Source organism: Mesoflavibacter zeaxanthinifaciens subsp. sabulilitoris, assembly GCF_014191595.1.
Classification (GTDB): domain Bacteria; phylum Bacteroidota; class Bacteroidia; order Flavobacteriales; family Flavobacteriaceae; genus Mesoflavibacter; species Mesoflavibacter zeaxanthinifaciens.
In genome coordinates, this window is the sequence record NZ_JACHWV010000003.1 from 242,353 (window position 1) to 264,486 (window position 22,134).

General features: G+C 32.1%; 23 protein-coding genes. 10 read left to right on the forward strand and 13 right to left on the reverse strand.

Going from position 1 to position 22,134, the window contains the following annotated elements:
- Position 1: 1 nt before the first annotated feature.
- The 3 genes from FHS04_RS05840 to FHS04_RS05850 form a co-directional block, all read right to left on the reverse strand.
- On the reverse strand, positions 2-925 hold the full coding sequence (locus tag FHS04_RS05840; RefSeq protein ID WP_106679249.1) for an ABC transporter ATP-binding protein: 924 nt from the start codon (positions 923-925) through the stop codon (positions 2-4).
- A gap of 319 nt (positions 926-1,244) precedes the next feature.
- On the reverse strand, positions 1,245-2,369 hold the full coding sequence (dnaJ, locus tag FHS04_RS05845) for a molecular chaperone DnaJ (protein ID WP_106679247.1): 1,125 nt from the start codon (positions 2,367-2,369) through the stop codon (positions 1,245-1,247).
- A 43-nt stretch (positions 2,370-2,412) separates the two neighbouring features.
- Entirely contained in the window at positions 2,413-2,970 is a 558-nt protein-coding gene (locus FHS04_RS05850) for a nucleotide exchange factor GrpE (RefSeq protein WP_106679245.1), read from the reverse strand.
- A 161-nt stretch (positions 2,971-3,131) separates the two neighbouring features.
- Between FHS04_RS05850 and FHS04_RS05855 the strand changes: the two genes are divergently transcribed.
- On the forward strand, positions 3,132-3,776 hold the full coding sequence (locus FHS04_RS05855) for a YceI family protein (protein WP_106679242.1): 645 nt from the start codon (positions 3,132-3,134) through the stop codon (positions 3,774-3,776).
- Between the two features lie 57 nt (positions 3,777-3,833).
- On the opposite strand, the gene FHS04_RS05860 is transcribed toward FHS04_RS05855, so the two are convergent.
- The 4 genes from FHS04_RS05860 to FHS04_RS05875 all read right to left on the reverse strand — a co-directional run bounded on the left by FHS04_RS05860 (position 3,834) and on the right by FHS04_RS05875 (position 6,461).
- A complete protein-coding gene (locus FHS04_RS05860; protein WP_106679240.1) occupies positions 3,834-4,739 on the reverse strand; it encodes a TIGR01777 family oxidoreductase in 906 nt (301 codons plus the stop codon).
- An 83-nt stretch (positions 4,740-4,822) separates the two neighbouring features.
- Positions 4,823-5,500 (reverse strand): tRNA (5-methylaminomethyl-2-thiouridine)(34)-methyltransferase MnmD, encoded by a 678-nt coding sequence (mnmD, locus tag FHS04_RS05865; RefSeq protein ID WP_221184959.1) that lies wholly within the window; start codon positions 5,498-5,500, stop codon positions 4,823-4,825.
- Positions 5,501-5,505: 5 nt separating this feature from the next.
- Positions 5,506-5,943: a hypothetical protein gene (locus FHS04_RS05870; protein WP_106679238.1), complete on the reverse strand. Its 438-nt coding sequence runs from the start codon at positions 5,941-5,943 to the stop codon at positions 5,506-5,508.
- A 2-nt stretch (positions 5,944-5,945) separates the two neighbouring features.
- A complete protein-coding gene (locus FHS04_RS05875; protein WP_106679236.1) occupies positions 5,946-6,461 on the reverse strand; it encodes a DUF4920 domain-containing protein in 516 nt (171 codons plus the stop codon).
- A gap of 105 nt (positions 6,462-6,566) precedes the next feature.
- On the opposite strand from FHS04_RS05875, the gene FHS04_RS05880 reads away from it, so the two are divergent.
- Positions 6,567-7,634, forward strand: coding sequence for a branched-chain amino acid aminotransferase (locus FHS04_RS05880; RefSeq protein ID WP_106679234.1), 1,068 nt, complete (start codon positions 6,567-6,569; stop codon positions 7,632-7,634).
- Between the two features lie 113 nt (positions 7,635-7,747).
- Here FHS04_RS05880 and FHS04_RS05885 read toward each other — a convergent pair whose 3' ends face one another.
- A complete protein-coding gene (locus FHS04_RS05885; RefSeq protein WP_027880758.1) occupies positions 7,748-8,137 on the reverse strand; it encodes a pyrophosphohydrolase domain-containing protein in 390 nt (129 codons plus the stop codon).
- A 62-nt stretch (positions 8,138-8,199) separates the two neighbouring features.
- Here FHS04_RS05885 and FHS04_RS05890 point away from each other — a divergent pair, with 62 nt between their 5' ends.
- The gene (locus FHS04_RS05890) at positions 8,200-8,385 is read left to right on the forward strand and encodes a hypothetical protein (RefSeq protein WP_027880757.1); all 186 of its coding nucleotides are present in this window, start codon (positions 8,200-8,202) and stop codon (positions 8,383-8,385) included.
- Positions 8,386-8,468: 83 nt separating this feature from the next.
- Here FHS04_RS05890 and FHS04_RS05895 read toward each other — a convergent pair whose 3' ends face one another.
- Positions 8,469-10,508 (reverse strand): dipeptidyl-peptidase 3 family protein, encoded by a 2,040-nt coding sequence (locus FHS04_RS05895; protein ID WP_106679232.1) that lies wholly within the window; start codon positions 10,506-10,508, stop codon positions 8,469-8,471.
- A gap of 92 nt (positions 10,509-10,600) precedes the next feature.
- Between FHS04_RS05895 and FHS04_RS05900 the strand changes: the two genes are divergently transcribed.
- Both FHS04_RS05900 and crcB read left to right on the forward strand, forming a co-directional pair.
- Complete coding sequence (locus tag FHS04_RS05900; protein ID WP_106679230.1) at positions 10,601-11,620, forward strand: SRPBCC family protein; 1,020 nt, start codon at positions 10,601-10,603, stop codon at positions 11,618-11,620.
- A 1-nt stretch (position 11,621) separates the two neighbouring features.
- Positions 11,622-11,987 (forward strand): fluoride efflux transporter CrcB, encoded by a 366-nt coding sequence (gene crcB, locus FHS04_RS05905; protein WP_106679228.1) that lies wholly within the window; start codon positions 11,622-11,624, stop codon positions 11,985-11,987.
- Position 11,988: 1 nt separating this feature from the next.
- On the opposite strand, the gene FHS04_RS05910 is transcribed toward crcB, so the two are convergent.
- Complete coding sequence (locus FHS04_RS05910) at positions 11,989-12,591, reverse strand: DUF1684 domain-containing protein (RefSeq protein WP_106679225.1); 603 nt, start codon at positions 12,589-12,591, stop codon at positions 11,989-11,991.
- Positions 12,592-12,865: 274 nt separating this feature from the next.
- Between FHS04_RS05910 and FHS04_RS05915 the strand changes: the two genes are divergently transcribed.
- Both FHS04_RS05915 and FHS04_RS05920 read left to right on the forward strand, forming a co-directional pair.
- Positions 12,866-14,077 carry an MFS transporter gene (locus tag FHS04_RS05915; RefSeq protein ID WP_106679223.1) on the forward strand — a complete coding sequence of 404 codons (1,212 nt, stop codon included), beginning with the start codon at positions 12,866-12,868 and terminating at the stop codon, positions 14,075-14,077.
- Positions 14,078-14,150: 73 nt separating this feature from the next.
- Complete coding sequence (locus FHS04_RS05920) at positions 14,151-15,122, forward strand: YpdA family putative bacillithiol disulfide reductase (protein WP_106679221.1); 972 nt, start codon at positions 14,151-14,153, stop codon at positions 15,120-15,122.
- Here the strand turns inward: FHS04_RS05920 and FHS04_RS05925 are convergent.
- Complete coding sequence (locus tag FHS04_RS05925) at positions 15,119-15,559, reverse strand: Lrp/AsnC family transcriptional regulator (protein WP_027880750.1); 441 nt, start codon at positions 15,557-15,559, stop codon at positions 15,119-15,121. The two genes, FHS04_RS05920 and FHS04_RS05925, sit on opposite strands and share 4 nt — an antisense overlap.
- Before the next feature lie 116 nt (positions 15,560-15,675).
- Here FHS04_RS05925 and FHS04_RS05930 point away from each other — a divergent pair, with 116 nt between their 5' ends.
- Entirely contained in the window at positions 15,676-16,071 is a 396-nt protein-coding gene (locus FHS04_RS05930; RefSeq protein ID WP_106679666.1) for a hypothetical protein, read from the forward strand.
- Positions 16,072-16,081: 10 nt separating this feature from the next.
- Here FHS04_RS05930 and FHS04_RS05935 read toward each other — a convergent pair whose 3' ends face one another.
- Together FHS04_RS05935 and FHS04_RS05940 are read right to left on the reverse strand one after the other, a co-directional pair.
- Positions 16,082-16,696, reverse strand: a complete 615-nt coding sequence (locus FHS04_RS05935) for a DEAD/DEAH box helicase (RefSeq protein WP_106679218.1) — start codon at positions 16,694-16,696, stop codon at positions 16,082-16,084.
- A 115-nt stretch (positions 16,697-16,811) separates the two neighbouring features.
- A complete protein-coding gene (locus FHS04_RS05940; protein ID WP_106679216.1) occupies positions 16,812-20,234 on the reverse strand; it encodes a methylmalonyl-CoA mutase family protein in 3,423 nt (1,140 codons plus the stop codon).
- Positions 20,235-20,380: 146 nt separating this feature from the next.
- Between FHS04_RS05940 and purU the strand changes: the two genes are divergently transcribed.
- Both purU and FHS04_RS05950 read left to right on the forward strand, forming a co-directional pair.
- A complete protein-coding gene (gene purU / locus FHS04_RS05945) occupies positions 20,381-21,229 on the forward strand; it encodes a formyltetrahydrofolate deformylase (RefSeq protein WP_106679213.1) in 849 nt (282 codons plus the stop codon).
- A gap of 183 nt (positions 21,230-21,412) precedes the next feature.
- The gene (locus FHS04_RS05950) at positions 21,413-22,114 is read left to right on the forward strand and encodes a DUF4197 domain-containing protein (protein ID WP_106679211.1); all 702 of its coding nucleotides are present in this window, start codon (positions 21,413-21,415) and stop codon (positions 22,112-22,114) included.
- The last annotated feature ends 20 nt before the right edge of the window (positions 22,115-22,134 follow it).

Here is a 22,134-nt window from a genome sequence, read left to right on the forward strand (position 1 = left end):
ATTAGTTATTCTTAACCGTTTGAATAAATATGTCGTTTGCACTTGGGATTATTTCTACAAAATGAGAAACTTGTCCCTTGGTGGTTAAATAGTTTAGTAAATCGTTAGCTGTTTCGTTTTCTGAAAGTTTAATATTTAGTTTTAAATCGTTTCCTAATGTTTTAAAACTTGCAGGTGTGATGCTAAATTTTTGTGCTAACTCTTGTTCTAAATTGTCTTGTTTTGGATTTATACCAATTTCAAAAGTATTGGTTTTGTATTGACGTTTTACATCCATTAAATTACCATCCAAAATTTTGTTTGATTTGTTTAACAAAGCTATATGATCACATAATTCTTCTACAGATTCCATACGATGTGTAGAGAATATTACCGTAGCGCCTTCGTCTCGTAACCTTAGAATTTCATCTTTTATTAAGTTGGCATTTATTGGGTCAAATCCTGAAAATGGCTCATCAAAAATCAATAGTTTAGGCTCATGCAATACAGTAACAACAAACTGAATTTTTTGCGCCATACCTTTGGATAACTCTTGAATTTTTTTGTTCCACCAATCACCTATTTCTAACCTTTCAAACCACATTTTAAGACGTTTCTTGGCTTCGGATTTATCCATTCCTTTTAACTGCGCAAGGTATAATGCTTGCTCACCAACTTTCATAGACTTATATAAACCACGCTCTTCAGGTAAGTAACCAATATCTTTTATATGGTGATTTTTTAAGGTTTCGCCATCTAAAAAAACTTGTCCAATATCTGGCATTGTAATTTGGTTAACTATTCTAATTAATGTAGTTTTTCCAGCTCCGTTTGGACCAAGCAATCCAAAAATACTTCCTTTAGGTACAGCTATAGACACATTGTTTAATGCCGTAAAATCTCCAAATTTTTTAGAAACCGATTGGACTTCTAATAAGTTACTCATATTGTTGTTTAAAATTGATTAGTTAGTGCTTTACACACAAATGTAAATATAGAAAATGTTAAAAAAGTAACACTGCTGATTAGTGTATTTTTAACTTAAAAACTAAAACAGCACATTAGATATGACACAAAAAACAAAACCCACCCTTTAAAAAGATAAAGGATGGGAAAAAATTGCTATGAAAAAGAAAAATTACCGTTGGTTTAATCCAACGATAAATCAAATATACTATTTTTTATTAAAACAGATATAAATTGACATAAATAGTTAAACAAAAAGTCTGCTTTTAGCAGACTTTTATGTTTTGTTTATGTGTTATTTAGGAAAACATATCTTTTACTTTCTCGAAAAATGACTTATCTCCTCTTTCTGGTTTTGGAGTAAAATGGTCATCTTCTCTCATGCTTTCAAAAAATTCTTTTTGAGATTTACTTAAAGTTTTTGGTGTCCAAACATTTACGTGTACTAATAAATCTCCTTTACCGTAACCGTTTATACTTGGTATACCTTTTCCGCGTAAGCGTAAAATTTTACCAGATTGTACACCTGCTTCTATTTTAATTCTTACTTTACCTGTTACGGTATCAATTTCTTTAGATGTACCTAATATAGCGTCTGGTAGACTTACATATAAATCGTAATGTAAGTTATCTCCTTCACGTTGTAGATTTTCGTGTTCTAACTCTTCTATTGCTACTAATAAATCTCCAGAAACACCGTTACCTGGTGCCTCGTTACCTTTACCAGATACTTTAAGTTGCATACCATCTACAACTCCTGCAGGAATATTAACTGGTATAGTTTCTTCTTTTATTATTAACCCTTGTGCATCTGCATCGTTAGGTTTTTTATCTATAATCTGTCCTGCACCGCCGCAAGTATTACATGGTGCGGATGTTTGCATACGTCCTAAAATGGTATTAGTAACTCTTGTTACTTGTCCTGTACCGTTACATGTTGTACAAGTTTTATAGGTGGTTCCTGGTGCTTGAACTTTACGTTTTACTTTTATTTTTTTCTCTACACCATTAGCTATTTCTTCTAAGGTAAGCTTTAATCTTACACGAAGGTTACTTCCTTTAACACGACGTTGTCCGCCACCAAAGCCACCACCAAAACCAGAGAATCCGCCGCCACCAAAAGCACCACCAAAAATATCTCCAAATTGACTAAAGATGTCGTCCATATTCATGCCGCCACCGCCAAAACCACCAGCGCCTTCAAAAGCTTGATGACCAAATTGATCATAACGCGCTTTTTTATTCTCGTCACTTAGCACTTCATAAGCTTCGGCTGCTTCTTTAAATTTTGCTTCTGCTTCTGCATTATCAGGGTTTTTATCTGGATGGTATTTTATTGCCTGCTTACGATAAGCCTTTTTAATTTCAGCTTGTGATGCAGATTTATCTATACCTAATATTTCGTAATAATCTCTTTTTGCCATATTTATTTTGCTTTTAGCTGTTCGCTTTTAGCGTTTTATATTTTTACTGACCTATAACTACCTTAGGAAAACGTATTACAGTTTCTCCTAATTTGTAACCTTTTTCTATAACGTCTACAATTTTTCCTTTTAGATCATCTGTTGGTGCTGGTATTTGTGTAACAGCTTCATGGTGATCTGGATCAAATTTATCGCCTTTCTCTACTTCTATTTTGGCTAAACCTTTTTGCTGAAGTGTTTGTATTAATTTGTTATAAATTAATAAGACACCTTTTCTTAATTCTTCTGCCTCTTTGTCTTCTTCTATATGTAACAAAGCGCGTTCAAAATCATCTAACACAGGTAGCATTGCAACCATTACATCTTTACTAGCTGTTTGAAATAACTCTATACGCTCTCTAGAAGTACGTTTTTTATAGTTTTCAAACTCTGCAAAAAGACGTAAATATTTGTCTTTTTCCTGCTGTACTTGCTCTTTTAACTGATCTTCTACAGTAACTTCTTCTATTGTTTGTTCTGTTGCTGTATCAGTTTCTGCTTGTTCTGAAGCATTTTTTGCTTCGTCTTCTATATGCTTTTCTTCTTTGTTGTTTTTGCTCATGTTGTACTTACTTTAAAATACTTTACAATAGTTGGCAAAAGTACTGCCATTAATAATAAAATGTCAAAATGTCACAAATTTTTTTTAACAATTATTTAATTATCTTCCATGGAATATTTTTTATATATTTGCATATCAAATAAAAATAAACAAGATAAACCATGAAAAAATTAGTATTAAACCTATTTACTTTTGCTGCTATAGGTTTAGCAGTTGTAAGTTGTAAAAATGAAAATAAAGCTGAAACTTCTGATGCTAAAGAAGTAAAAGAAGTTGTTGCTTCTGCAAATTATAAAGCGGTACCAGAAAGCTCTATGATTATGTGGAGAGCAAACAAAGTTGTTGGTGGACACGAAGGTACTATTAACGTATCTGAAGGTGTTGCAAAATTAGAAGGTGATCAATTAGTTGGCGGTAATTTTGTTTTTGATATTAACACAATTAACCCAACAGACATACCTGCAGATGATGAAAATCATGCAAAATTAACTGGTCACTTAAAAAATGCTGACTTTTTTGATGTTGAAAAACATGATACTGCAACCTTTGAAATTACTAATGTAGAAGGAAACAATATTAGCGGTAACTTAACAATGAAAGGTATTACAAAAAACGTAACTTTCCCTGCTAATATCTCTGTTAACGGTGATGAATTAAACATTACTAGTGATAAATTTACGATTGACAGAACAGAATGGGGAATTGAGTACAATTCTGGAAAAGTAATGGATGCTGCTAAATTAGGTGACTACTTAATTAAAGACGACGTAGTATTACAAGTTAAAGTAAAAGCAGATAAAGCTTAGTTTTTAGTTGAAACTATTTTATAAGTGAAATTGCCACAACAAATGTTGTGGCTTTTTTTATTTTAACTCTGCAGTTAGAGCACTTTTAAGTTTGTAGTATTTAAAATTAAATCCTGTAGCTTCTATTTTTTTAGAACTTACTCTTTGACTTTCAAATAGTAAAATATGCATTTCTCCTAATATCATTTTTAAAATACCTTTAGGTACATTAGGTAGAAAAAATGGTCTGTTTAGTGTTTTTGCAATTAGCTTACTTAATGTTTGATTAGTTTCTGGGTTTGGGGCTACTGCATTGTAAGTACCGGTTAACTCTTCTTCTAAAACATGAATAAATAGTCTAGCTAAATCCTTTATATGTATCCAAGATTGCCACTGTTTACCAGAACCTAAAGCGGCACCTAAACCAAACTTAAATGGTTTTATCATTTCTGGTAGTGCACCTCCTTTTTGTGATAACACTAAACCTATTCTTACCTTAGAAACCTCGACACCTATCTCTTTAAAAGCATCTACTGCATGTTCCCATTTTTCTACAACTTGTCCTAAAAACGAATGACTAATACTAGTTTCATCTTCAGTATAATAATTGGTTAAAGAATCTGGATATATACCTATTGCACTTGCAGATATAATTTGTTTGATATGATGTGAATTATTCTGTAATGTATTAAATAGTAATTGTGTAGATTGGGTACGACTTAAAATAATTTCCTTTTTATAAGTCTCTGTCCAACGCTTAGAGATAGTCGCTCCAACTAGATTTATTATAACATCAACATCTTTAATACAATCTGTATCAATTTCATTTTTAGAAGGATTCCATAAAAATCCTTTATAATTATTGTCTTTACTAAGTTTAGATTGGCTGGTGGTTAAGAAGTTAACTGCTATATTTTTATCGTGACATAATTTAACAATTTCCGTTCCTATTAATCCTGTTGCTCCTGTTATTAATACACGCATTTTCATTTCAATTTTATACAAAAATAACCAATAATTAGCAGGTAAAAACGGGCTTTAAGTAGGATTTAACAGTAAATAAAAACTTATTTTATTGCTCGTAACATATGTCTTTTGTTTGGTGGACCAGGACATCGTTGCACAGTAAAACCAACACTTTGCATAGCACGTCTTGCTGCTCCTTGCGCGCAATAAGTAACTAAAACACCTTTATCTTTTAATGATTTAAAAAGAATTTCAAAAATTGGAGCTGTCCATAATTCTGGTTGTGATCCAGGACCAAAAGCGTCATAAAAAATTAGATCATAATAGTTTTCATCTTTGAAGTTGAAAATATCTTGTTGACGTTTTTCTAAAGTGAAATTTTTCGAAATTTTCACAGACTTCTCCCATTCTGTATCATGCATTTTATAAAAAGTAGATTGCAAATCTTCTCTTTTAAATGCTTTAGGGAAATTTAATTGAGATACTATTTCTATAGATATTGGGTATTGTTCTACTCCAACATAATCTATGTTTAATGCTAATTCTTCTGAAGAAATTAATGTATTAAATGCATTTAAACCACTACCAAACCCTACTTCTAAAATGCGACATGTATCGTTTTGTAGGTTAGTTTTTATAAATTTTAAACCTGCATCAATAAAGACATGATTAGACTCTTCTATTGCTCCAAAAATCGAGTGATAATGTGTGTTAAATTTGGGATGCAATAAAGTATTAGATCCATCTTTAGTAACTTCGATTTTAGGACTTATAGCCATGATAATTATTTAATTATCAACTTTTTTATACGTGGTATTGGTCCTGTACATTCGGTAGTATGACACGATATACAAATACCAATTGCAGTATTAAAACGTGTTTCTAATGGTACTTTAGAGTTTGGATTAAAAACTTCTTTTTCTGCCTGAATGTATAAATTAGAGAAGCTTTTAAACGTTTCATTTCGGCTTTTAAAATCTGATAACTGCGCGGTATGAATGTTTAAAAACTTCTCTGGAAATTCTGTAGGTATTTTACCGTCTATGATATCTTTTTTTAGCTGTTCGTTATAGGTATACATTTCGTTCATAAGATTTGCCATCTCAGAAGGTGTGTACATATCGTAAACTTTCTCAGCTTTTTCAGTAGTTTGTGCTTGGTCTTTTTTATCGTGACAAGCAAATAAAATAAAGACTATTAAAGGGTAAAATATAGATTTCATGTTTATTTTTCTACTAATAAAACACCATCTGCAACTAACGCATAAGTGCGCTTTGGTTCTGTGATAGCTTCTATTTCTTCTTTTGTCTTACCTGCGTCTTCTGCATAATGACGTAATTCTTCTACTGGCATTTCTTTAACAAACGCTTGACCGTTTACAATTACCTCTTCACCAGAAATATTTTTTGGCATAAAAAATCCATAATCTTTAAAAGTAACTCTTACTTCGTTACCATCTCCTAAATCTGCTGTCATCCAACATCCTTTAGCTTGGCAAACTTCGTTTACTTTTAATTTAACTTTTGTATTTATACTGTCTCCAACTTTTAAATCTTTGTAATGATTTAACATCGAATTAGCAGCAATAGCATCGTCTGCCATAATTTCCTTCCCAAAAGATTTATAATTTACATCTACAGTTTCTGTTTCGGTTTCTATCGTTTGTGTTTCTTGCTTTGCTTCGTTTTTACAAGCTAGAAAAGAAACAGCAACAGCCATCATTAAAAAATATTTTTTCATGTTTTTAGTTTTAGTTATTTATACCTCAAAGATAGTATTTTAGGTCGAAATTACTGTTTTTAAAGCTTATTTCTGTATTTTTGCAGCCTAAAACCAAGCCTATTTATGAATTCTATAAATAAAAACGATATTAAAGTATTTAGAACAGAAAATTCTAAATTAGATCAAACCGATTTTGAAAACTTAGCTTTTGGACAGGTTTTTTCTGACCATATGTTAACTTGCGACTTTAAAGACGGTATTTGGCAAAAACCAATTATTGAGCCTTATGGGCCTATATCTTTAATGCCTTCTGCAAAGATTTTTCATTACGGACAGTCTATTTTTGAAGGAATGAAAGCCTACAAAGATAAAGACGGTAAGGTGTTTTTATTTAGACCTATGGAAAACGTAAAACGTTTAAATAAATCTGCAAAACGTCTTGCTATTCCTGAATTGCCAGAAGACTTTTTTATGGAAGGTTTAAAGGCGCTTTTAGAGGTTGAAAAAGATTGGATACCAGAAAAAGAAGGTAGTTCTTTATACATTAGACCGTTTGTTTTTGCAACTGGTGAAGGTTTTCATGCATCGCCTGCCAACCAATATAAATTTATTATTGCCTTAGCGCCTTCTGGAGCTTATTTTGCAGGAAAAGTAAAGGTTTTAATTGAAGAAAAATACTCGCGTTCTGCAAATGGTGGCGTTGGTTATGCTAAAGCTGGTGGTAATTACGCAGGACAGTTTTACCCAACTCAATTAGCAAAAGATAAAGGCTACCAACAAGTAATTTGGACAGACGACACATCTCATGAATACATAGAAGAAGCTGGCGCAATGAATGTTTTTGTAAGAATAAAAGACACCTTATTAACGTCTCCAACTAGTGACCGTATTTTGGATGGTGTGACTAGAAAAAGTGTTTTAAAAATTGCTGAAGACGAAGGTATTAAAACAGAAGTTAGAAAAGTAAAAGTTAGCGAAATTGTAGAAGCTGCTAAAAATGGAGATCTAAAAGAAATGTTTGGTGCTGGTACAGCTGCTGTAATTTCTCCTATTTCTGGATTTGGATTTAGGGATGAAGATTTTGAACTACCAGAATTAGAAAACTCTTATGCTATGCGTATTAAAAAACGTATCGTAGATATACAAACCAATAAAGCTGAAGATCCTTTTGGATGGAGAGTACAGGTTTAGTATGCAGTAGATAGTACGCAGTACACACTTTACATATAAACTATAAAAAAAGCAACCTATTTTGGTTGCTTTTTTTTATAGTTCCATTCTTCATGCTTCAAATTTCAAGCTTTTTAACTTTTCTCTAAAATTTCTTTAATGTTTGGCTTAAAATAGTTTGGTCCTTTTAAGACTTTCCCGTCTTCGCGGTAAATTGGTTCGCCATCTTCACCTAACTTAGACATATTACTACGTTGTATCTCTTCAAAAACTTCTTCTATTTTATGCTGCAAACCATGTTCTATAATAGTGCCACATAAAATGTAAAGCATATCGCCTAAAGCATCTGCAACTTCTACTAAATCATTATTGTTTGCTGCTTCAAGATATTCTTCATTCTCTTCACGCATTAGCTTATAACGCAACAGGTTTTTATCTGTTCCTAAGTCGGCTTTTGGTGTTTCTCTATGTCCTATTTTAAAAGCAGTATGAAAGGCTTTTACTGCATCTATTTTATCTTGCATAATACTTTGTATTCTTTTTGTTTGGAGATATTGGTTTTAGTAATTTTGCTTAAAAATAAATTATGTTTAGTAAAGGGCAAATCATTTTTGGAGTTTTATTCGCTATCGCTTTTATAATTGTGATGGTTTTTATGTATCGTAAAGATTTAAAACTTCATAAAATACATTATCGTGGTGTACTTTGGATTTTATTAGCTTTTATTGCTTTTATCGGACTTATTGCTTCAATCAAATTTATTTTTATGTAGACTTATTAATTAATACATATTCATAAAAAAAGACCTCACAAATTTTAGAAATCTGTGAGGTCTTTTTTTGTTGTAATTAAAACTTAATTACGTGCTGGTAAAAAATTGTAGTTAGTACTGTAATCTAACATTTGAGCTTCAAAAGTATCTGGTTGTGTTACTTTTATTACTGTAATTTCTCCTGCGTCATTAGTTTCTGGTACTAAAACAGGATTTACAAATCCGCTGTAAGGAGCAGATTTGAATTGTTTGTTACGTTCTAAAACTTCGGCATGGATAGCTTGATCTACTTTTACACCGTAATCTTCAACTAAAGCTTCTACTGCTGCATAATCTCCTTCTGATTTTATACGTTGTGTCTCGCGTAATAACTGACCGAATAATTCATGTAGTTTTTCATAATCATTAATATTGAAATACGTTTTACCATCACGAGTTACTTTTTCTATCACGTTATCTGCTTTTCCTTTTTCATAAACCCAAGCACTTACCCATTGTCTGTTACGCATATGCGCTTCTTCTACATCATCTCCTAAATTTAAACGAATTAATTGCGTCATTAATCCATTACGTATGTAACCATCGTAAGCTGCTTTTCCTACAGATTTCCAATCGTCTACTAAGCCTAATTCTTGTAATTTTGGGTTGTATAAATAGTAAAGTCCTACTAAATCTGCACGACCTTCTTCTAAGGTAGAAGCATAATTTTTAAGCGTTTCTTTAGTCTCACCAACTCCTGGATTTAATTGTCCTGATGCATGACCAATTACTTCGTGTAACGCTGTATGCAACTTATCTGCTAATTGCCCATATTTTTCTTCTAGTTGAAGCTCTTCTTCATCATGAACAAATTCTTTTAATCGTCCTGTGCTACCTGCATTATTGTAAGCTTCAATTATGTTTCCTAAAGATACAGACTTACTTCCTACTGCTGCTCTAATCCAGTTTGCATTTGGTAAGTTTACACCAATTGGTGTACTTGGTGAAGCATCACCAGCTTCTCCAGCAACATTAACTACTTTGTAAGTTACACCAACGACGTTTTTCTTTTTATGTTCGTCCATTAAAGGTGAATTATCTTCAAACCATTGTGCATTTTCAGATAACACTGCCATTTTTTTAGACATATCAAAATCTTTGATTTGTACGATAGTTTCGTAACTTCCTCTGTATCCTAATGGATCGTTATACACTTCAATAAAACTATTAATGTAGTCTATATCACCATCGGTAGCAGCAGTCCAAGCAACGTTGTAATCGTCCCAAGTTTGTAAATCTCCTGTTTTGTAATAGTCGATTAACAATCCTAATGCGTTACCTTGAGCTTCATTTTCAGCAACACTTTTTGCTTTTTCTAGCCATTTAATAATTTCGTCAATTGCGCTTCCGTATAATCCACCAGATTTATACACGCGTTCTTTTAATTGACCGTTTTCTTTTACTAATTGCGAGTTTAAACCAAAAGATAATGGCTTTTCTGGATCAGGAGACTTTTTTTGTTTGTAAAAAGAAATAACATCTTCATTAGTCACATTTGGACCATAAAAATTAACTGCAGAAAGCGCTACATTATCTACGCCTTTTGCTTGATTTACTTTTTTAAGGTCTTGATCATTAAAGATTACATCAAACGCTTCGCCTTCTAAAGTTGTTTCTGTATCAGCTAATAATTGCTTTAAATAATCTGAAGAAAACTCAGGTTTAAGCTTATCGTTAGAATAGTGATGATGAATACCATTACTAAACCATACACGTTTTAAATAGGTTGTAAATGCTTGCCAATCTGATGAAGTTTTATCGCCTTCATACGTTTTATAAACATTTTCTAAAGCTGCTCTAATAGCTAAGTTATGCCTGTAGTTTTGATCCCACATTATATCACGACCAGCTAATCCAGCTTGTGTTAAATAATAAGCTAATTGTTGTTGTTTAAGACTTAAATTATCCCAACTAGGAATTTGATAACGTAAGATTTTTATATCAGCAAAAGTATCTACGTTATAATCAAAAGTAGATTCTTTTTTAACTGAAGTGTCTTCGGTTGTTTGTGCTTTTTTGTCTTCTCCACAAGAAAATAAAAGTGAAGTCATTAATGCAGCACTAAATATTGTTTTTAGTTTCATTGAATAAAATTTTTAAAAGTGCTTAAAGATATAAATATTTAACCTATTAAATTTGATTATATTTGAATTACTAACCACAATTTTTATAGGTAATGAAATTCTTAAAATATATATTTTTCATCTTACTAATAGCCATCATTGCAGTATCTATTTATGTTGCTGTCCAACCTAGTAATTTTGAAGTTTCAAGAACTAGAATAATCAATGCACCTTCTGGAGTTGTGTATAATAATGTAGCCGATTTAAAGCTTTGGGAAAACTGGTCTCCTTGGAAAGAACAAGATCCAACAATGAAGATTATGTATAACGACCAAACCAAAGGTGTTGGCGCAAGCTATAGCTGGACAGGAAAAGATGGAAATGGCAACATGAAAATTGTTAATACAAATCCACCAAAATCTATAGAACACCAATTACAATTTGAAGATTATGATCCTTCTAAAATCCATTGGACTTTTACACCAACTAACGACGGAAAAACCGATGTAAAATGGCAAATGAATAGCGAAAACATACCATTTATGTTTAAAGCATATGGTTTAATGTCTGGCGGATTTGATAAAATGATTGGTCCAGATTTTGAACGCGGATTAGAAAAATTAGATAGCGTTACAACAACTCAAATTAGACAATATAATATTGAAGTTAATGGAGTTACAGAACATAGTGGCGGTTATTATTTATACAACACAACGTCTTGTAAGATTAGTGATTTTCAAAAAAAAATGGCAGAAATGCTACCTAAAGTTGGACAGTTTGTCGCAGAAAATAATATAACAGTTTCTGGATCTGCATTTGTAATTTATCACAAATGGGATGAAGAAAATAATACTGTTATGTTCTCTTGTGCTATGCCAACGCCAAATAAAGTAGTTACTACAACAAGCGACATTTTAACTGGTCAATTAGAACCTTTTAAAGCTGTAAAAACGACTCTAAAAGGCGATTACAGCAACCTAAAAGAAGCTTGGGATAAAGGCATGAAATATATAGAACAGTACAATCTTGTTTTTGATGAAGATGGTGTTGCTATTGAAAGCTACGTTACCGATCCATCAAATGAGCCTAACCCTGCAAAATGGATTACAGAAATCTATATGCCTGTAGAATAACATGAAGCAACTAGTATTAGTTTTTATTGGTGGTGGCTTTGGTAGCGTATTCCGTTTTATTATTGGTAAATGGCTAAACAGCAATCAATCAGGAATACCTTATGGTACATTTTTAGCTAATATTTTAGGTTCGCTTTTAATTGGATTTATTTTAGGATATGCCTTAAAAAATAATAGCTTAAACCAAAACCAAACCTTATTATTAGCAACTGGTTTTTGTGGCGGTTTCACTACCTTTTCTACCTTTGCTTATGAAAATCATTTGTTTTTAAAAAGTGGCGACTTTACTAGCTTTGCTATCTATACAATTGCTAGTTTTATTTTAGGATTTTTAGCGGTGTTTTTAGGTATCTGGCTAGCTAAATAAATTATTTTTCATACACTTTAACACCAGCTTTTACAGCAACATCAAGATAATTTTCTCTTGGAACAATTGGGCAAGAAAATCTTTCGTTATAAGCGCAATATGGGTTATATGCTTTATTAAAATCTATTTCTATTGTATTACCTTCTGGTATTCTTAAATCTATATAACGACCGCCACCATATGTTGTATCTCCATTTGTATCATCCAAAAAGGGTAAGAATAAATAATCCTCAAAGCCTTCTTTTGTCATTAACTCTTTACCTTGATAGACATTAAGCGTATATGCTTTTCCTTTTAATTGAAAGTTTAAAACACCATAAACACGCTCGTCTGTAGTTTCATTTAAGGTCCTTTTCATTTTAAACCATTTAGAGTTTGGTGTGCGTTTTAAAGTTGCTTTAACCACAAAAGCACTATCAAATTGAAAAAAATCTAAACCTTTAAAATTTTGTCTATCTCTATCTTTTAAAGGCGATTTAGAAGCATCTTTAAACATGGCGTTTTGCTCTTTTTGCCAATTAGTTGCTCCTAAAATTGGTTGTTTACCTTCTTTACAGCTAAAAATTATTAGTACAACACAGAAAGTAGAAAAGAAATTTTTCATTTTTAAAAAATTAAATTATTTAGTTTCAAAAATACGACTTATTAAAAATTTTACTTAGCTTTGATTCAAACTTTTAAGAAAAGAATGAAAAGAGTCAACACATATTGTAAGCAACAAACCACTTCTACCAAAGATTGCAATAGAAGAAGGACGCTTTATATGTTTTGACAATTTAGATATCAATTTTAAGAATATAAAAAGTCCAGCTTCATTGTTGGACTTTTCTATTTTTAAGCAGCAATGAAGTCAATCTTTTTTAAAACCAACCAAAAAAATGAAAAGATTACTTAAACTTTATTTAAACACCTTTGATGGGCTATCAAGAGAAGTTTGGTGGCTAGCATTAATTACATTAATCAATCGTGCTGGTACGATGGTTATCCCTTTTTTATCATTATATCTTACTGAAGATTTAGAATTCTCTCCGTCTACAGTTGGATCGATTATGGCTGCTTTTGGATTAGGATCTGTTGTAGGATCTTGGCTAGGCGGAAAATTAACCGATAAAATTGGCTACTATAAAATTATGGTATTTAGCCTTTTTGTTTCTGGGTTATTATTTGTCTTACTTCAATATTTAAAAACCGTACTAAGTTTATCCATTGGTATTTTTGTATTAATGTTAGTTGCAGATATGTTTAGACCAGCAATGTTTGTGGCATTAAGCGCATACAGTAAACCCGAAAATAAAACAAGAAGCGTTACTTTAATTAGATTAGCTATTAATTTAGGATTTTCGGCTGGTCCTGCTATTGGCGGTTTAATAATTGCTGGATTGGGTTACAACGGTTTATTTTGGGTAGATGGTATAACTTGTATTTTGGCTACCTTACTTTTAATTCAATTATTAAATCCGAAAAAATCTAAAGTTTTAGACGAGGTTAAAGTTGAAGAGCCTTACTCTGCATACAAAGACAAAGCGTTTATTATCTTCCTCTTTGCTTTATTTTTATTCGGAGTTATGTTCTTGCAATATTTCTCTACCATGCCAATATATTACAGAGATAGTCACTTTTTAACAGAACCTGAAATTGGTTTGCTTTTAGGTGCTAATGGTTTTTTTATCTTTTTATTGGAAATGCCTCTTATAAAATGGTTAGAAAACACAAGATTTAATAAAGTAATACTTATATGGTTTGGTGCGTTATTAACAAGTTTAAGCCTTTTAATTTTAAACTTTACAACGTGGTCTGGCATACTAATTATCGGTATGTTTTTAATGACGGTTGGAGAGATGATTGCTTTTCCGTTTGCTAATGCTTTTGCCTTACAACAAGCTAAAAAAGGAAATCAAGGCGAATACATGGCATTATACTCTATTGCGTTTTCTTTTGCTCATATTTTTGGTCATAAAGCAGGCTTAGAAAGTGTAAGCGTGTACGGTTTTGATAACACTTGGTACATTTTTACAGCAGTTGGTGTGTTGTGTATGTTTTTACTTTTAATCTTAAAACAATTTTTAAAAGCTAAAAACATAATAAGTTAAGCATTTAAAACTTTGTTAATGTATGTCCTCTAATCTAAGTTTTTTTATCTAATACATTAACTTTGTATTGCTTATGAAAACGACAAATTTAGACATCATCATCATTGGCGCAGGTCCAATTGGTATTGCTTGCGCTTTAGAATGTAAAAAACGTAATTGGAATTATTTAGTAATAGAAAAAGGCGCGTTAACCAATTCTTTATTTAATTATCCTTTAAATATGACATTCTTTTCTACTTCAGAAAAGTTAGAAATAGATAACATTCCGTTTATTAGCAATAACCCAAAACCTACACGTAATGAGGCATTAGAATATTACCGAAGAGTAGTAACATCTAATCAATTAAATATTAAGTTATACGAAGAGGTATCTACTATTAAAAAGGCGAATGATGACTTTAAGATTGAGACAAGCAAAAACCAATACAAAGCAAAAAAGGTGATTATAGCTACTGGTTTTTACGATATTCCTAATTTGTTGAATGTACCTGGTGAAGATTTACCTAAAGTATTTCATTATTACAAAGAAGCACATCCGTTTACCTTACAAAATATAGCGATTGTTGGTGCAAGTAACTCGTCTGTAGATGCTGCTTTAGAAATTTACCGTAAAGGCGGAAACGTAACTATGATTGTTAGAGGCGAATCTATTGGCGAACGCGTTAAATATTGGGTAAGACCAGATATTTTAAACCGAATTGAAGAAGGTAGCATTAAAGCTTATTTTAACTCTGAAATCACTAAAATTGAAGAACATCAAATTATAATTAAAACACCAGAAGGCAACAAAAAACTACCAAACGATTATGTTATTGCTTTAACTGGTTACCAACCTAACTTTAAGTTTTTAGATCAAGCTGGAATTAAATTTTCTGAAGACAAAAAACACATCCCAAATTACAATCCAGATACTATGGAATCTAACGTTGAAGGACTGTATCTTGCTGGTGTTATTTGTGGCGGTATGGAAACACATAAATGGTTTATAGAGAATTCTCGCATTCATGCAAAACTAATTGCAGAAGATATTGCCTCTAAAAGCTAAAGCTTTTTTATCGCATTGTTTTTTACCACATGAGATAAGATAATTTGCGTTTTACATTCGCCATAAACAATTAATTGATCAATAAAACTCTCTAAGTGCTTTTGGTTTTTTAGGATTACTTCCATAACGATGTTTTCGTTACCGGTAATTCGATAGCAATTTACCACTTCATCAAACGTTTTCACCTTTTCTAAAAACGGTTTTAGTTTTCCCATAAAAGCTTGTAATGTAATTAAGGCTTTTAACTGATAACCAACTTCAAAAGGCGATATTAATGTAATATGATTTTGGATAATCCCTAAATCTTCCATCTTCTTTATACGTTCAGAAACTGCAGGAGAAGTTATACCAACCTGCCTTCCTATTTCTGCATTAGATTGTCTTGCGTTTTGCTGTAAACACCTCAAAATCTTCCAGTTAAGATTATCTATATTCATTTTTAAATAATTTTTAAAAAATAATTTAATTATTAAAGCAAATATATAGTTTTACTTTAACATCTAAAGACGAAAACGTTATCATGTTAGTAATTTTGGTAAAAAGAAAAATTAAAATGTCGGCTCAAGTTCCTTCTCACCTATCAGATTTACCCGTTTACAAACAGGCTATACAAATTTTTACACTGTCTAGAAGTATTTCGTCTTATTTAAATCAAGATTTAGCCTATTTATATGAAGATGGAAAAGAGGATAACAACATCTATTTTTCTGGAGACATTGTGCAACAATCTGAATCTCTAGCTCCAGAAATTATTAATGCCGAATTGCAACGCCATTCTGATAAAAAACACAAACATGCTGCATCTGTTAGGCGATTAACTAATAGACTTTACAGAAACTGTAAACGACTTGAAACTTGTAATAGCAACGGTAAAGACTATTTACCGCTTTTAAGAAGAGAACTAAAAAAATTTAGACAATTACAAAGTACTTGGATGCTTACTCTATAAGCATATTAACTTATTTTACTTTTACCAGTCTAGCATTAAACATAAAGCTATCTTGATACGCTGCTATTTTAGAATTGAAATTTTCAGAGAAGATTACAAACTGCGCTTTGGGTGTACTTTCGGTTAATCTTAAAATATAATTATGATTGTTGTCTCTATTTATAAAATCTGCGTCATGTACCACAAACAATTTTAACTCACCCGTATGCACACTATTTAAGTGATATAATTTGCTTAACTGTTTTGGTGTTGCTATCAAAACATCTACACCATAATAAATATCTTCGCGTTGAGTTTCTAAGTTTTTAGCGGCATATGCGCAATACAATCGTAAATCTGTATTTGCTGTAAAGGCTTCAAATTTTTCTTTTAATTGTAATGCTTCTTGTTTGTCTTTAACTAAAATTAATGCTCTTGGCGAATCTTCAAAAGCTTCTGCTTTTAATTTTTGAACAACAGAAATAATTAAAGCGGTCGTTTTACCACATCCTTTTGGTCCAATACCATACACACTTGCACCACTTTTTATAATGGGTAATATTTTTTTCTGAAAAGCATTAGGCTGTTCAATACCTAATGTTTCCATAGATTCTTTTAATAAAGGATGGTATTTTTTGAAGGACATAATTATTATTTGCTACGAAAATAGGGATTATATAACGTATAAAGAAAAACACCATAATTAAAAATGTAATTATGGTGTTTAGTTTTATTAGTACTATTCTAAAAATTCTATCTGTTTACATATTTCGTCTATACTGTCCACCAACCTCAAACAACGCCGATGTAATTTGACCTAAACTACAGACTTTACAAACATCCATTAAGGCTTCAAAAATATTTTCGTTGTTAATGGCTTTTTGCTGAAGGTCTTTTAACAAGCTTTCAGTATCATTTCCTTTGTGTAGATTTTCTAAAGTTTTAATTTGATTTTGCTTCTCTTCTTCTGTTGCTCTAATCACTTCCGCAGGAATTACCGTTGGCGATCCTTTACTACTTAAGAAGGTATTTACACCAATTATTGGGAAATCTCCGTTATGCTTCAACGTTTCATAGTACAGACTTTCTTCTTGAATTTTACTACGTTGGTACATCGTTTCCATAGCGCCTAAAACGCCGCCACGTTCTGTAATACGATCAAATTCTGCTAACACAGCTTCTTCAACTAAATCGGTTAACTCTTCAATAATGAAAGAGCCTTGTAACGGATTTTCATTCTTCGCTAATCCTAATTCTTTGTTGATAATTAACTGAATTGCCATAGCACGACGTACAGATTCTTCTGTTGGTGTTGTAATCGCTTCGTCATAGGCATTAGTATGTAACGAGTTACAGTTATCGTAAATCGCGTAAAGTGCTTGCAACGTTGTACGTATATCATTAAAATCAATCTCTTGCGCGTGTAAACTACGACCAGATGTTTGGATGTGATATTTTAACATCTGTGCTCTAGCATTAGCGCCGTATTTATTTTTTAAAGCTTTTGCCCAAATACGTCTTGCTACACGACCAATTACGGCGTATTCTGGATCAATTCCGTTTGAGAAAAAGAAGGATAAGTTTGGTCCAAACTTATTAATATCCATACCACGACTTAAATAATATTCCACGTAAGTGAAACCATTAGATAAAGTTAGTGCTAACTGCGTAATTGGATTTGCACCAGCTTCCGCAATATGGTAACCAGAAATAGATACCGAATAGAAGTTACGTACATTATTGTCTATAAAATACTCTTGCACATCACCCATTAAACGTAATGCAAACTCAGTTGAGAATATACACGTATTTTGAGCTTGATCTTCTTTTAAAATATCGGCTTGTACGGTTCCTCTTACTTGAGCAATGGTTTTGATTTTAATATCGTTATAAACCGCTTCTGGTAATACTTGATCACCAGTAACACCTAATAACAATAACCCTAAACCGTCATTTCCTTTTGGTAATTCGCCATGATATTTTGGTCGCTCTACACCTTTGTCTTTATAGATCTTTTCTATTTTAGCTTCAACGTCTTTTTCAAGACCATTTTCTTTAATGTAAATCTCACATTGTTGGTCTATTGCAGCATTCATAAAAAAACCTAACAACATTGGTGCAGGACCATTAATAGTCATACTTACCGATGTTTTTACATCTGCTAAATTAAATCCTGAATATAACTTTTTAGCATCGTCTAAGCAACAAATACTTACACCAGCATTTCCAATTTTACCGTAAATATCTGGACGTAAATCTGGATCGTTACCATAAAGTGTTACACTATCAAAAGCTGTAGATAAACGCTTTGCTGGCATACCTTGACTTACATAATGAAAACGCTTGTTGGTACGTTCTGGTCCACCTTCGCCAGCAAACATACGTGCTGGATCTTCGCCTTTACGTTTAAACGGATATAATCCTGATGTATATGGGAATTCTCCTGGTACATTTTCTTGCAACGTCCATTTTAAAATATCGCCCCAAGCTTGATACTTTGGTAACGCTACTTTTGGAATTTGTAAATGCGAAAGCGACTCGGTATGCGTTTCAATCTTTATTTCTTTATCACGAACTTTAAAGCTATAAATTGGCGCTTTGTATTTGTTTACTTTGTCTTCCCAACCTGTGATGACTTCCCAATTGTATGGATCTAAGTTTAGTTTGACACGGTCAAATTCTGCAATAAGCATTTTAATGAAATCCTTATTTTCTGAAGAATCTACAGATATTGATTCTGAAGAAATTCCAGATTTATCCAATTCTGGTGTTTTATCTAAAACAGACTCTAAAGTCTTATAAATTCCATATAATTTTTGAGCAACTTCAACTTGAACTTCTGCAGTATTATCATAAGCACGATTACTTTCTGCTATTTCTGATAAATAACGCGTACGGTTTGGTGGAATAACAAAAACCTTCTCACTCATTTGATCTGTAATTTCAAATGTCGAATTTAAATCGGCTTCAGTATTTTCAACTAACTTATCCATTACCGTTTTGTACAACGTATTCATTCCCGGGTCATTAAACTGCGATGCGATAGTCCCGAAAACAGGTAATTTATCTTGTGGAATGTCCCAAAGGTTATTGTTACGCATGTATTGTTTACGCACATCTCTTAAAGCATCTAACGCGCCTCTTTTATCAAACTTATTGATAGCTACTAAGTCTGCAAAGTCAAGCATATCAATCTTTTCTAGCTGTGTTGCAGCACCAAATTCTGGCGTCATCACGTAAAGCGAAACATTAGAATGCTCTATAATTTCGGTATCAGATTGTCCGATACCAGACGTTTCTAAAATAATTAAATCGTATTCGGCAGCTTTTAAAACCTCAACCGCTTCATTAACATATTTTGATAAAGCTAAGTTAGATTGACGCGTTGCCAAACTACGCATATACACACGTGGTGAGTTGATGGCATTCATACGAATACGATCACCTAACAATGCGCCACCTGTTTTACGTTTTGATGGATCTACTGAAATTAAACCAATGGTTTTCTCTGGAAAATCGATTAAAAAACGTCTAACAAGCTCGTCTACCAAACTCGATTTTCCTGCGCCACCAGTACCAGTAATTCCTAAAACTGGTGTTTTAGATGTTTTATTTTTATTATGAATTTGATCTAAAGTGTCTTTAGCTACTTCTGGGAAATTCTCGGCAGAAGAAATTACTCGCGCTAAATCTTTTGGGTTTTTCTTTGCTAAATCTTCAACTTTTACATCCAGCTTATCACCTATTGCAAAGTCCGATTGTTGCACAAGATCGTTAATCATACCTTGTAATCCAAGCTCACGACCATCGTCTGGCGAGTAGATACGTGTAATCCCGTAATCCATCAATTCTTTAATTTCAGAAGGAAGAATTACTCCGCCTCCACCACCAAATATTTTGATGTGTCCAGCGCCTTTTTCATTTAAAAGGTCGTACATGTATTTAAAATACTCGTTATGACCACCTTGATAAGATGTTAATGCAATAGCATTTACATCTTCTTGAATAGCTGTGTTTACAACTTCTTCTACACTACGGTCATGACCTAAGTGAATGACTTCTACGCCGGTAGATTGAATAATACGGCGCATGATATTTATAGATGCATCGTGTCCATCAAAAAGTGATGCTGCGGTTACGATACGTACTTTATGTTTTGGTTTGTATGGTGCGATTTGTTCCATTCGTAAAAATCTATCTTTTTATGAGCTGCAATTTACGGATAATTCAAAAAAATTGCGATTAAAATTAAAATATTCTAAAAGAATAAATAAAGATTTTTTTTAGCCTCATTTATAGTAATTTAGTTAACCAACTATACGAGTTATCAATGACTAAAATAACGCTTTTAATTAATTGCAATGACCAATCTGGTATTATTGCAGCTGTCACCAATTTTATAGCTAATAATAACGGAAACATTGTTTATATAGATCAACATGTAGATAGAGAGCAAGATATATTTTTTATGCGTCTAGAAAGTGAGTTTGAACAATTTAACATGATGGCATTTAAAGCTGATTTTAAATCTATTTTAGCCGATAAATTTAAAATGAAATGGCGCATTTACGATACCGAGGATTTACCTAATATGGCCATTTTTGTTTCTAAATATGATCATTGCTTATACGATATTTTAGGTCGCTATAATAGTGGTGAGTTAAATGTAAATATCCCGTTTATAATTAGCAATCATAACACATTAAAACCAATTGCAGACAGCTTTAATATACCGTTTTATCATATTCCGGTAGCTAAAGACACCAAAGAAGAAGCTGAAACAAAGCAATTAGAATTGTTAAAAAAACACAACGTAAACTTTATTGTTTTAGCGCGTTATATGCAAATTGTTTCTAATAGATTAATTGATGTGTATCCTAATAAAATTATAAATATACATCACTCTTTTTTACCTGCTTTTGTCGGCGCAAAACCTTATCACAGTGCTTATAAACGTGGTGTTAAAATTATTGGTGCGACAAGCCATTATGTGACTGAAGATTTAGATGCTGGTCCAATTATTGAACAAGATGTAGAACGAGTGTCTCACACACATTCTATTGAAGATTTAATTGCCAAAGGAAGAGATCTTGAAAAAATAGTTTTAGCTAACGCTATTAAACTTCATTTAAAAAGAAAAGTTATGGTCTTTAACAATAAGACTGTTATTTTTTCTTAATCCTTGGCTTTGCAAAAACGATTGAGGCTTTGTTGAAGCTCTTTTTGTGTTGTTGCACCTATGCAACACAAAAAAGCGACTGCCGAAAGCGTGGTATTTTGTTGAATTTACGTTGCAGACAACGTAAGTTTAACAAAATATTTGCCCTAATAATTAGTACCTTTACCGACTAAATATTTTACTATGAAACGAATTTTTGCTCTACTATTATTAATTTCTGTTACCTCTTGTGCAGAACTACAACAAGTTGTTAACCAATTACCACAAGGAGGAACAGTATCTGAATTAGATATTGCTAATGGTTTACGCCAAGCTTTAGATTTAGGGATAGACAAACAAGTCTCTAAATTAACACAAAAAGATGGGTTTTATAAAAACGAATTGGTTAAAATTTTACTACCTGAAGAGTTACAGAAAGTAGACAAAGCTTTAAGAGACATTGGTTTAGACAACCTTGCAGACGAAGGTATTAAAGCACTTAACAGAGCTGCTGAAGATGCTGTTAGCGAAGCTACACCTATCTTTGTTAATGCTGTTAAAGGGATTACTTTTAATGATGCTAAAAACATTTTGTTAGGTAATGATACCGCTGCAACAGATTATTTAGAAAGCAGAACTAAAACTGAGCTTTACAACAAATTTAATCCAGTGATTAAAAATAGTTTTGATAAGGTTGGCGCTGATCAAATTTGGGCTAATTTAATTACAAAATATAATGCTATACCTTTTACTAACAATGTAAATCCAGACTTAACAGATTATGTTACTAACGAAGCATTAAAAGGTGTTTACACTATGATTGCTGTAGAAGAAGGAGAAATAAGAAACAAGGTTAGCTCTAGAGGTACAGAATTATTAAAAAAGGTTTTTGCACTACAAGACTAACTTTATATAATAATTGCATA

Excerpts from the sequence above, each read along its gene's own strand:
- FHS04_RS05840 (WP_106679249.1), bottom strand. The coding sequence starts at position 925 with ATGAGTAACTTATTAGAAGTCCAATCGGTTTCTAAAAAATTTGGAGAT.
- dnaJ (WP_106679247.1), bottom strand. The coding sequence starts at position 2,369 with ATGGCAAAAAGAGATTATTACGAAATATTAGGTATAGATAAATCTGCA.
- FHS04_RS05850 (WP_106679245.1), bottom strand. The coding sequence starts at position 2,970 with ATGAGCAAAAACAACAAAGAAGAAAAGCATATAGAAGACGAAGCAAAA.
- FHS04_RS05855 (WP_106679242.1), top strand. The coding sequence starts at position 3,132 with ATGAAAAAATTAGTATTAAACCTATTTACTTTTGCTGCTATAGGTTTA.
- FHS04_RS05860 (WP_106679240.1), bottom strand. The coding sequence starts at position 4,739 with ATGCGTGTATTAATAACAGGAGCAACAGGATTAATAGGAACGGAAATT.
- mnmD (WP_221184959.1), bottom strand. The coding sequence starts at position 5,500 with ATGGCTATAAGTCCTAAAATCGAAGTTACTAAAGATGGATCTAATACT.
- FHS04_RS05870 (WP_106679238.1), bottom strand. The coding sequence starts at position 5,943 with ATGAAATCTATATTTTACCCTTTAATAGTCTTTATTTTATTTGCTTGT.
- FHS04_RS05875 (WP_106679236.1), bottom strand. The coding sequence starts at position 6,461 with ATGAAAAAATATTTTTTAATGATGGCTGTTGCTGTTTCTTTTCTAGCT.
- FHS04_RS05880 (WP_106679234.1), top strand. The coding sequence starts at position 6,567 with ATGAATTCTATAAATAAAAACGATATTAAAGTATTTAGAACAGAAAAT.
- FHS04_RS05885 (WP_027880758.1), bottom strand. The coding sequence starts at position 8,137 with ATGCAAGATAAAATAGATGCAGTAAAAGCCTTTCATACTGCTTTTAAA.
- FHS04_RS05890 (WP_027880757.1), top strand. The coding sequence starts at position 8,200 with ATGTTTAGTAAAGGGCAAATCATTTTTGGAGTTTTATTCGCTATCGCT.
- FHS04_RS05895 (WP_106679232.1), bottom strand. The coding sequence starts at position 10,508 with ATGAAACTAAAAACAATATTTAGTGCTGCATTAATGACTTCACTTTTA.
- FHS04_RS05900 (WP_106679230.1), top strand. The coding sequence starts at position 10,601 with ATGAAATTCTTAAAATATATATTTTTCATCTTACTAATAGCCATCATT.
- crcB (WP_106679228.1), top strand. The coding sequence starts at position 11,622 with ATGAAGCAACTAGTATTAGTTTTTATTGGTGGTGGCTTTGGTAGCGTA.
- FHS04_RS05910 (WP_106679225.1), bottom strand. The coding sequence starts at position 12,591 with ATGAAAAATTTCTTTTCTACTTTCTGTGTTGTACTAATAATTTTTAGC.
- FHS04_RS05915 (WP_106679223.1), top strand. The coding sequence starts at position 12,866 with ATGAAAAGATTACTTAAACTTTATTTAAACACCTTTGATGGGCTATCA.
- FHS04_RS05920 (WP_106679221.1), top strand. The coding sequence starts at position 14,151 with ATGAAAACGACAAATTTAGACATCATCATCATTGGCGCAGGTCCAATT.
- FHS04_RS05925 (WP_027880750.1), bottom strand. The coding sequence starts at position 15,559 with ATGAATATAGATAATCTTAACTGGAAGATTTTGAGGTGTTTACAGCAA.
- FHS04_RS05930 (WP_106679666.1), top strand. The coding sequence starts at position 15,676 with ATGTCGGCTCAAGTTCCTTCTCACCTATCAGATTTACCCGTTTACAAA.
- FHS04_RS05935 (WP_106679218.1), bottom strand. The coding sequence starts at position 16,696 with ATGTCCTTCAAAAAATACCATCCTTTATTAAAAGAATCTATGGAAACA.
- FHS04_RS05940 (WP_106679216.1), bottom strand. The coding sequence starts at position 20,234 with ATGGAACAAATCGCACCATACAAACCAAAACATAAAGTACGTATCGTA.
- purU (WP_106679213.1), top strand. The coding sequence starts at position 20,381 with ATGACTAAAATAACGCTTTTAATTAATTGCAATGACCAATCTGGTATT.
- FHS04_RS05950 (WP_106679211.1), top strand. The coding sequence starts at position 21,413 with ATGAAACGAATTTTTGCTCTACTATTATTAATTTCTGTTACCTCTTGT.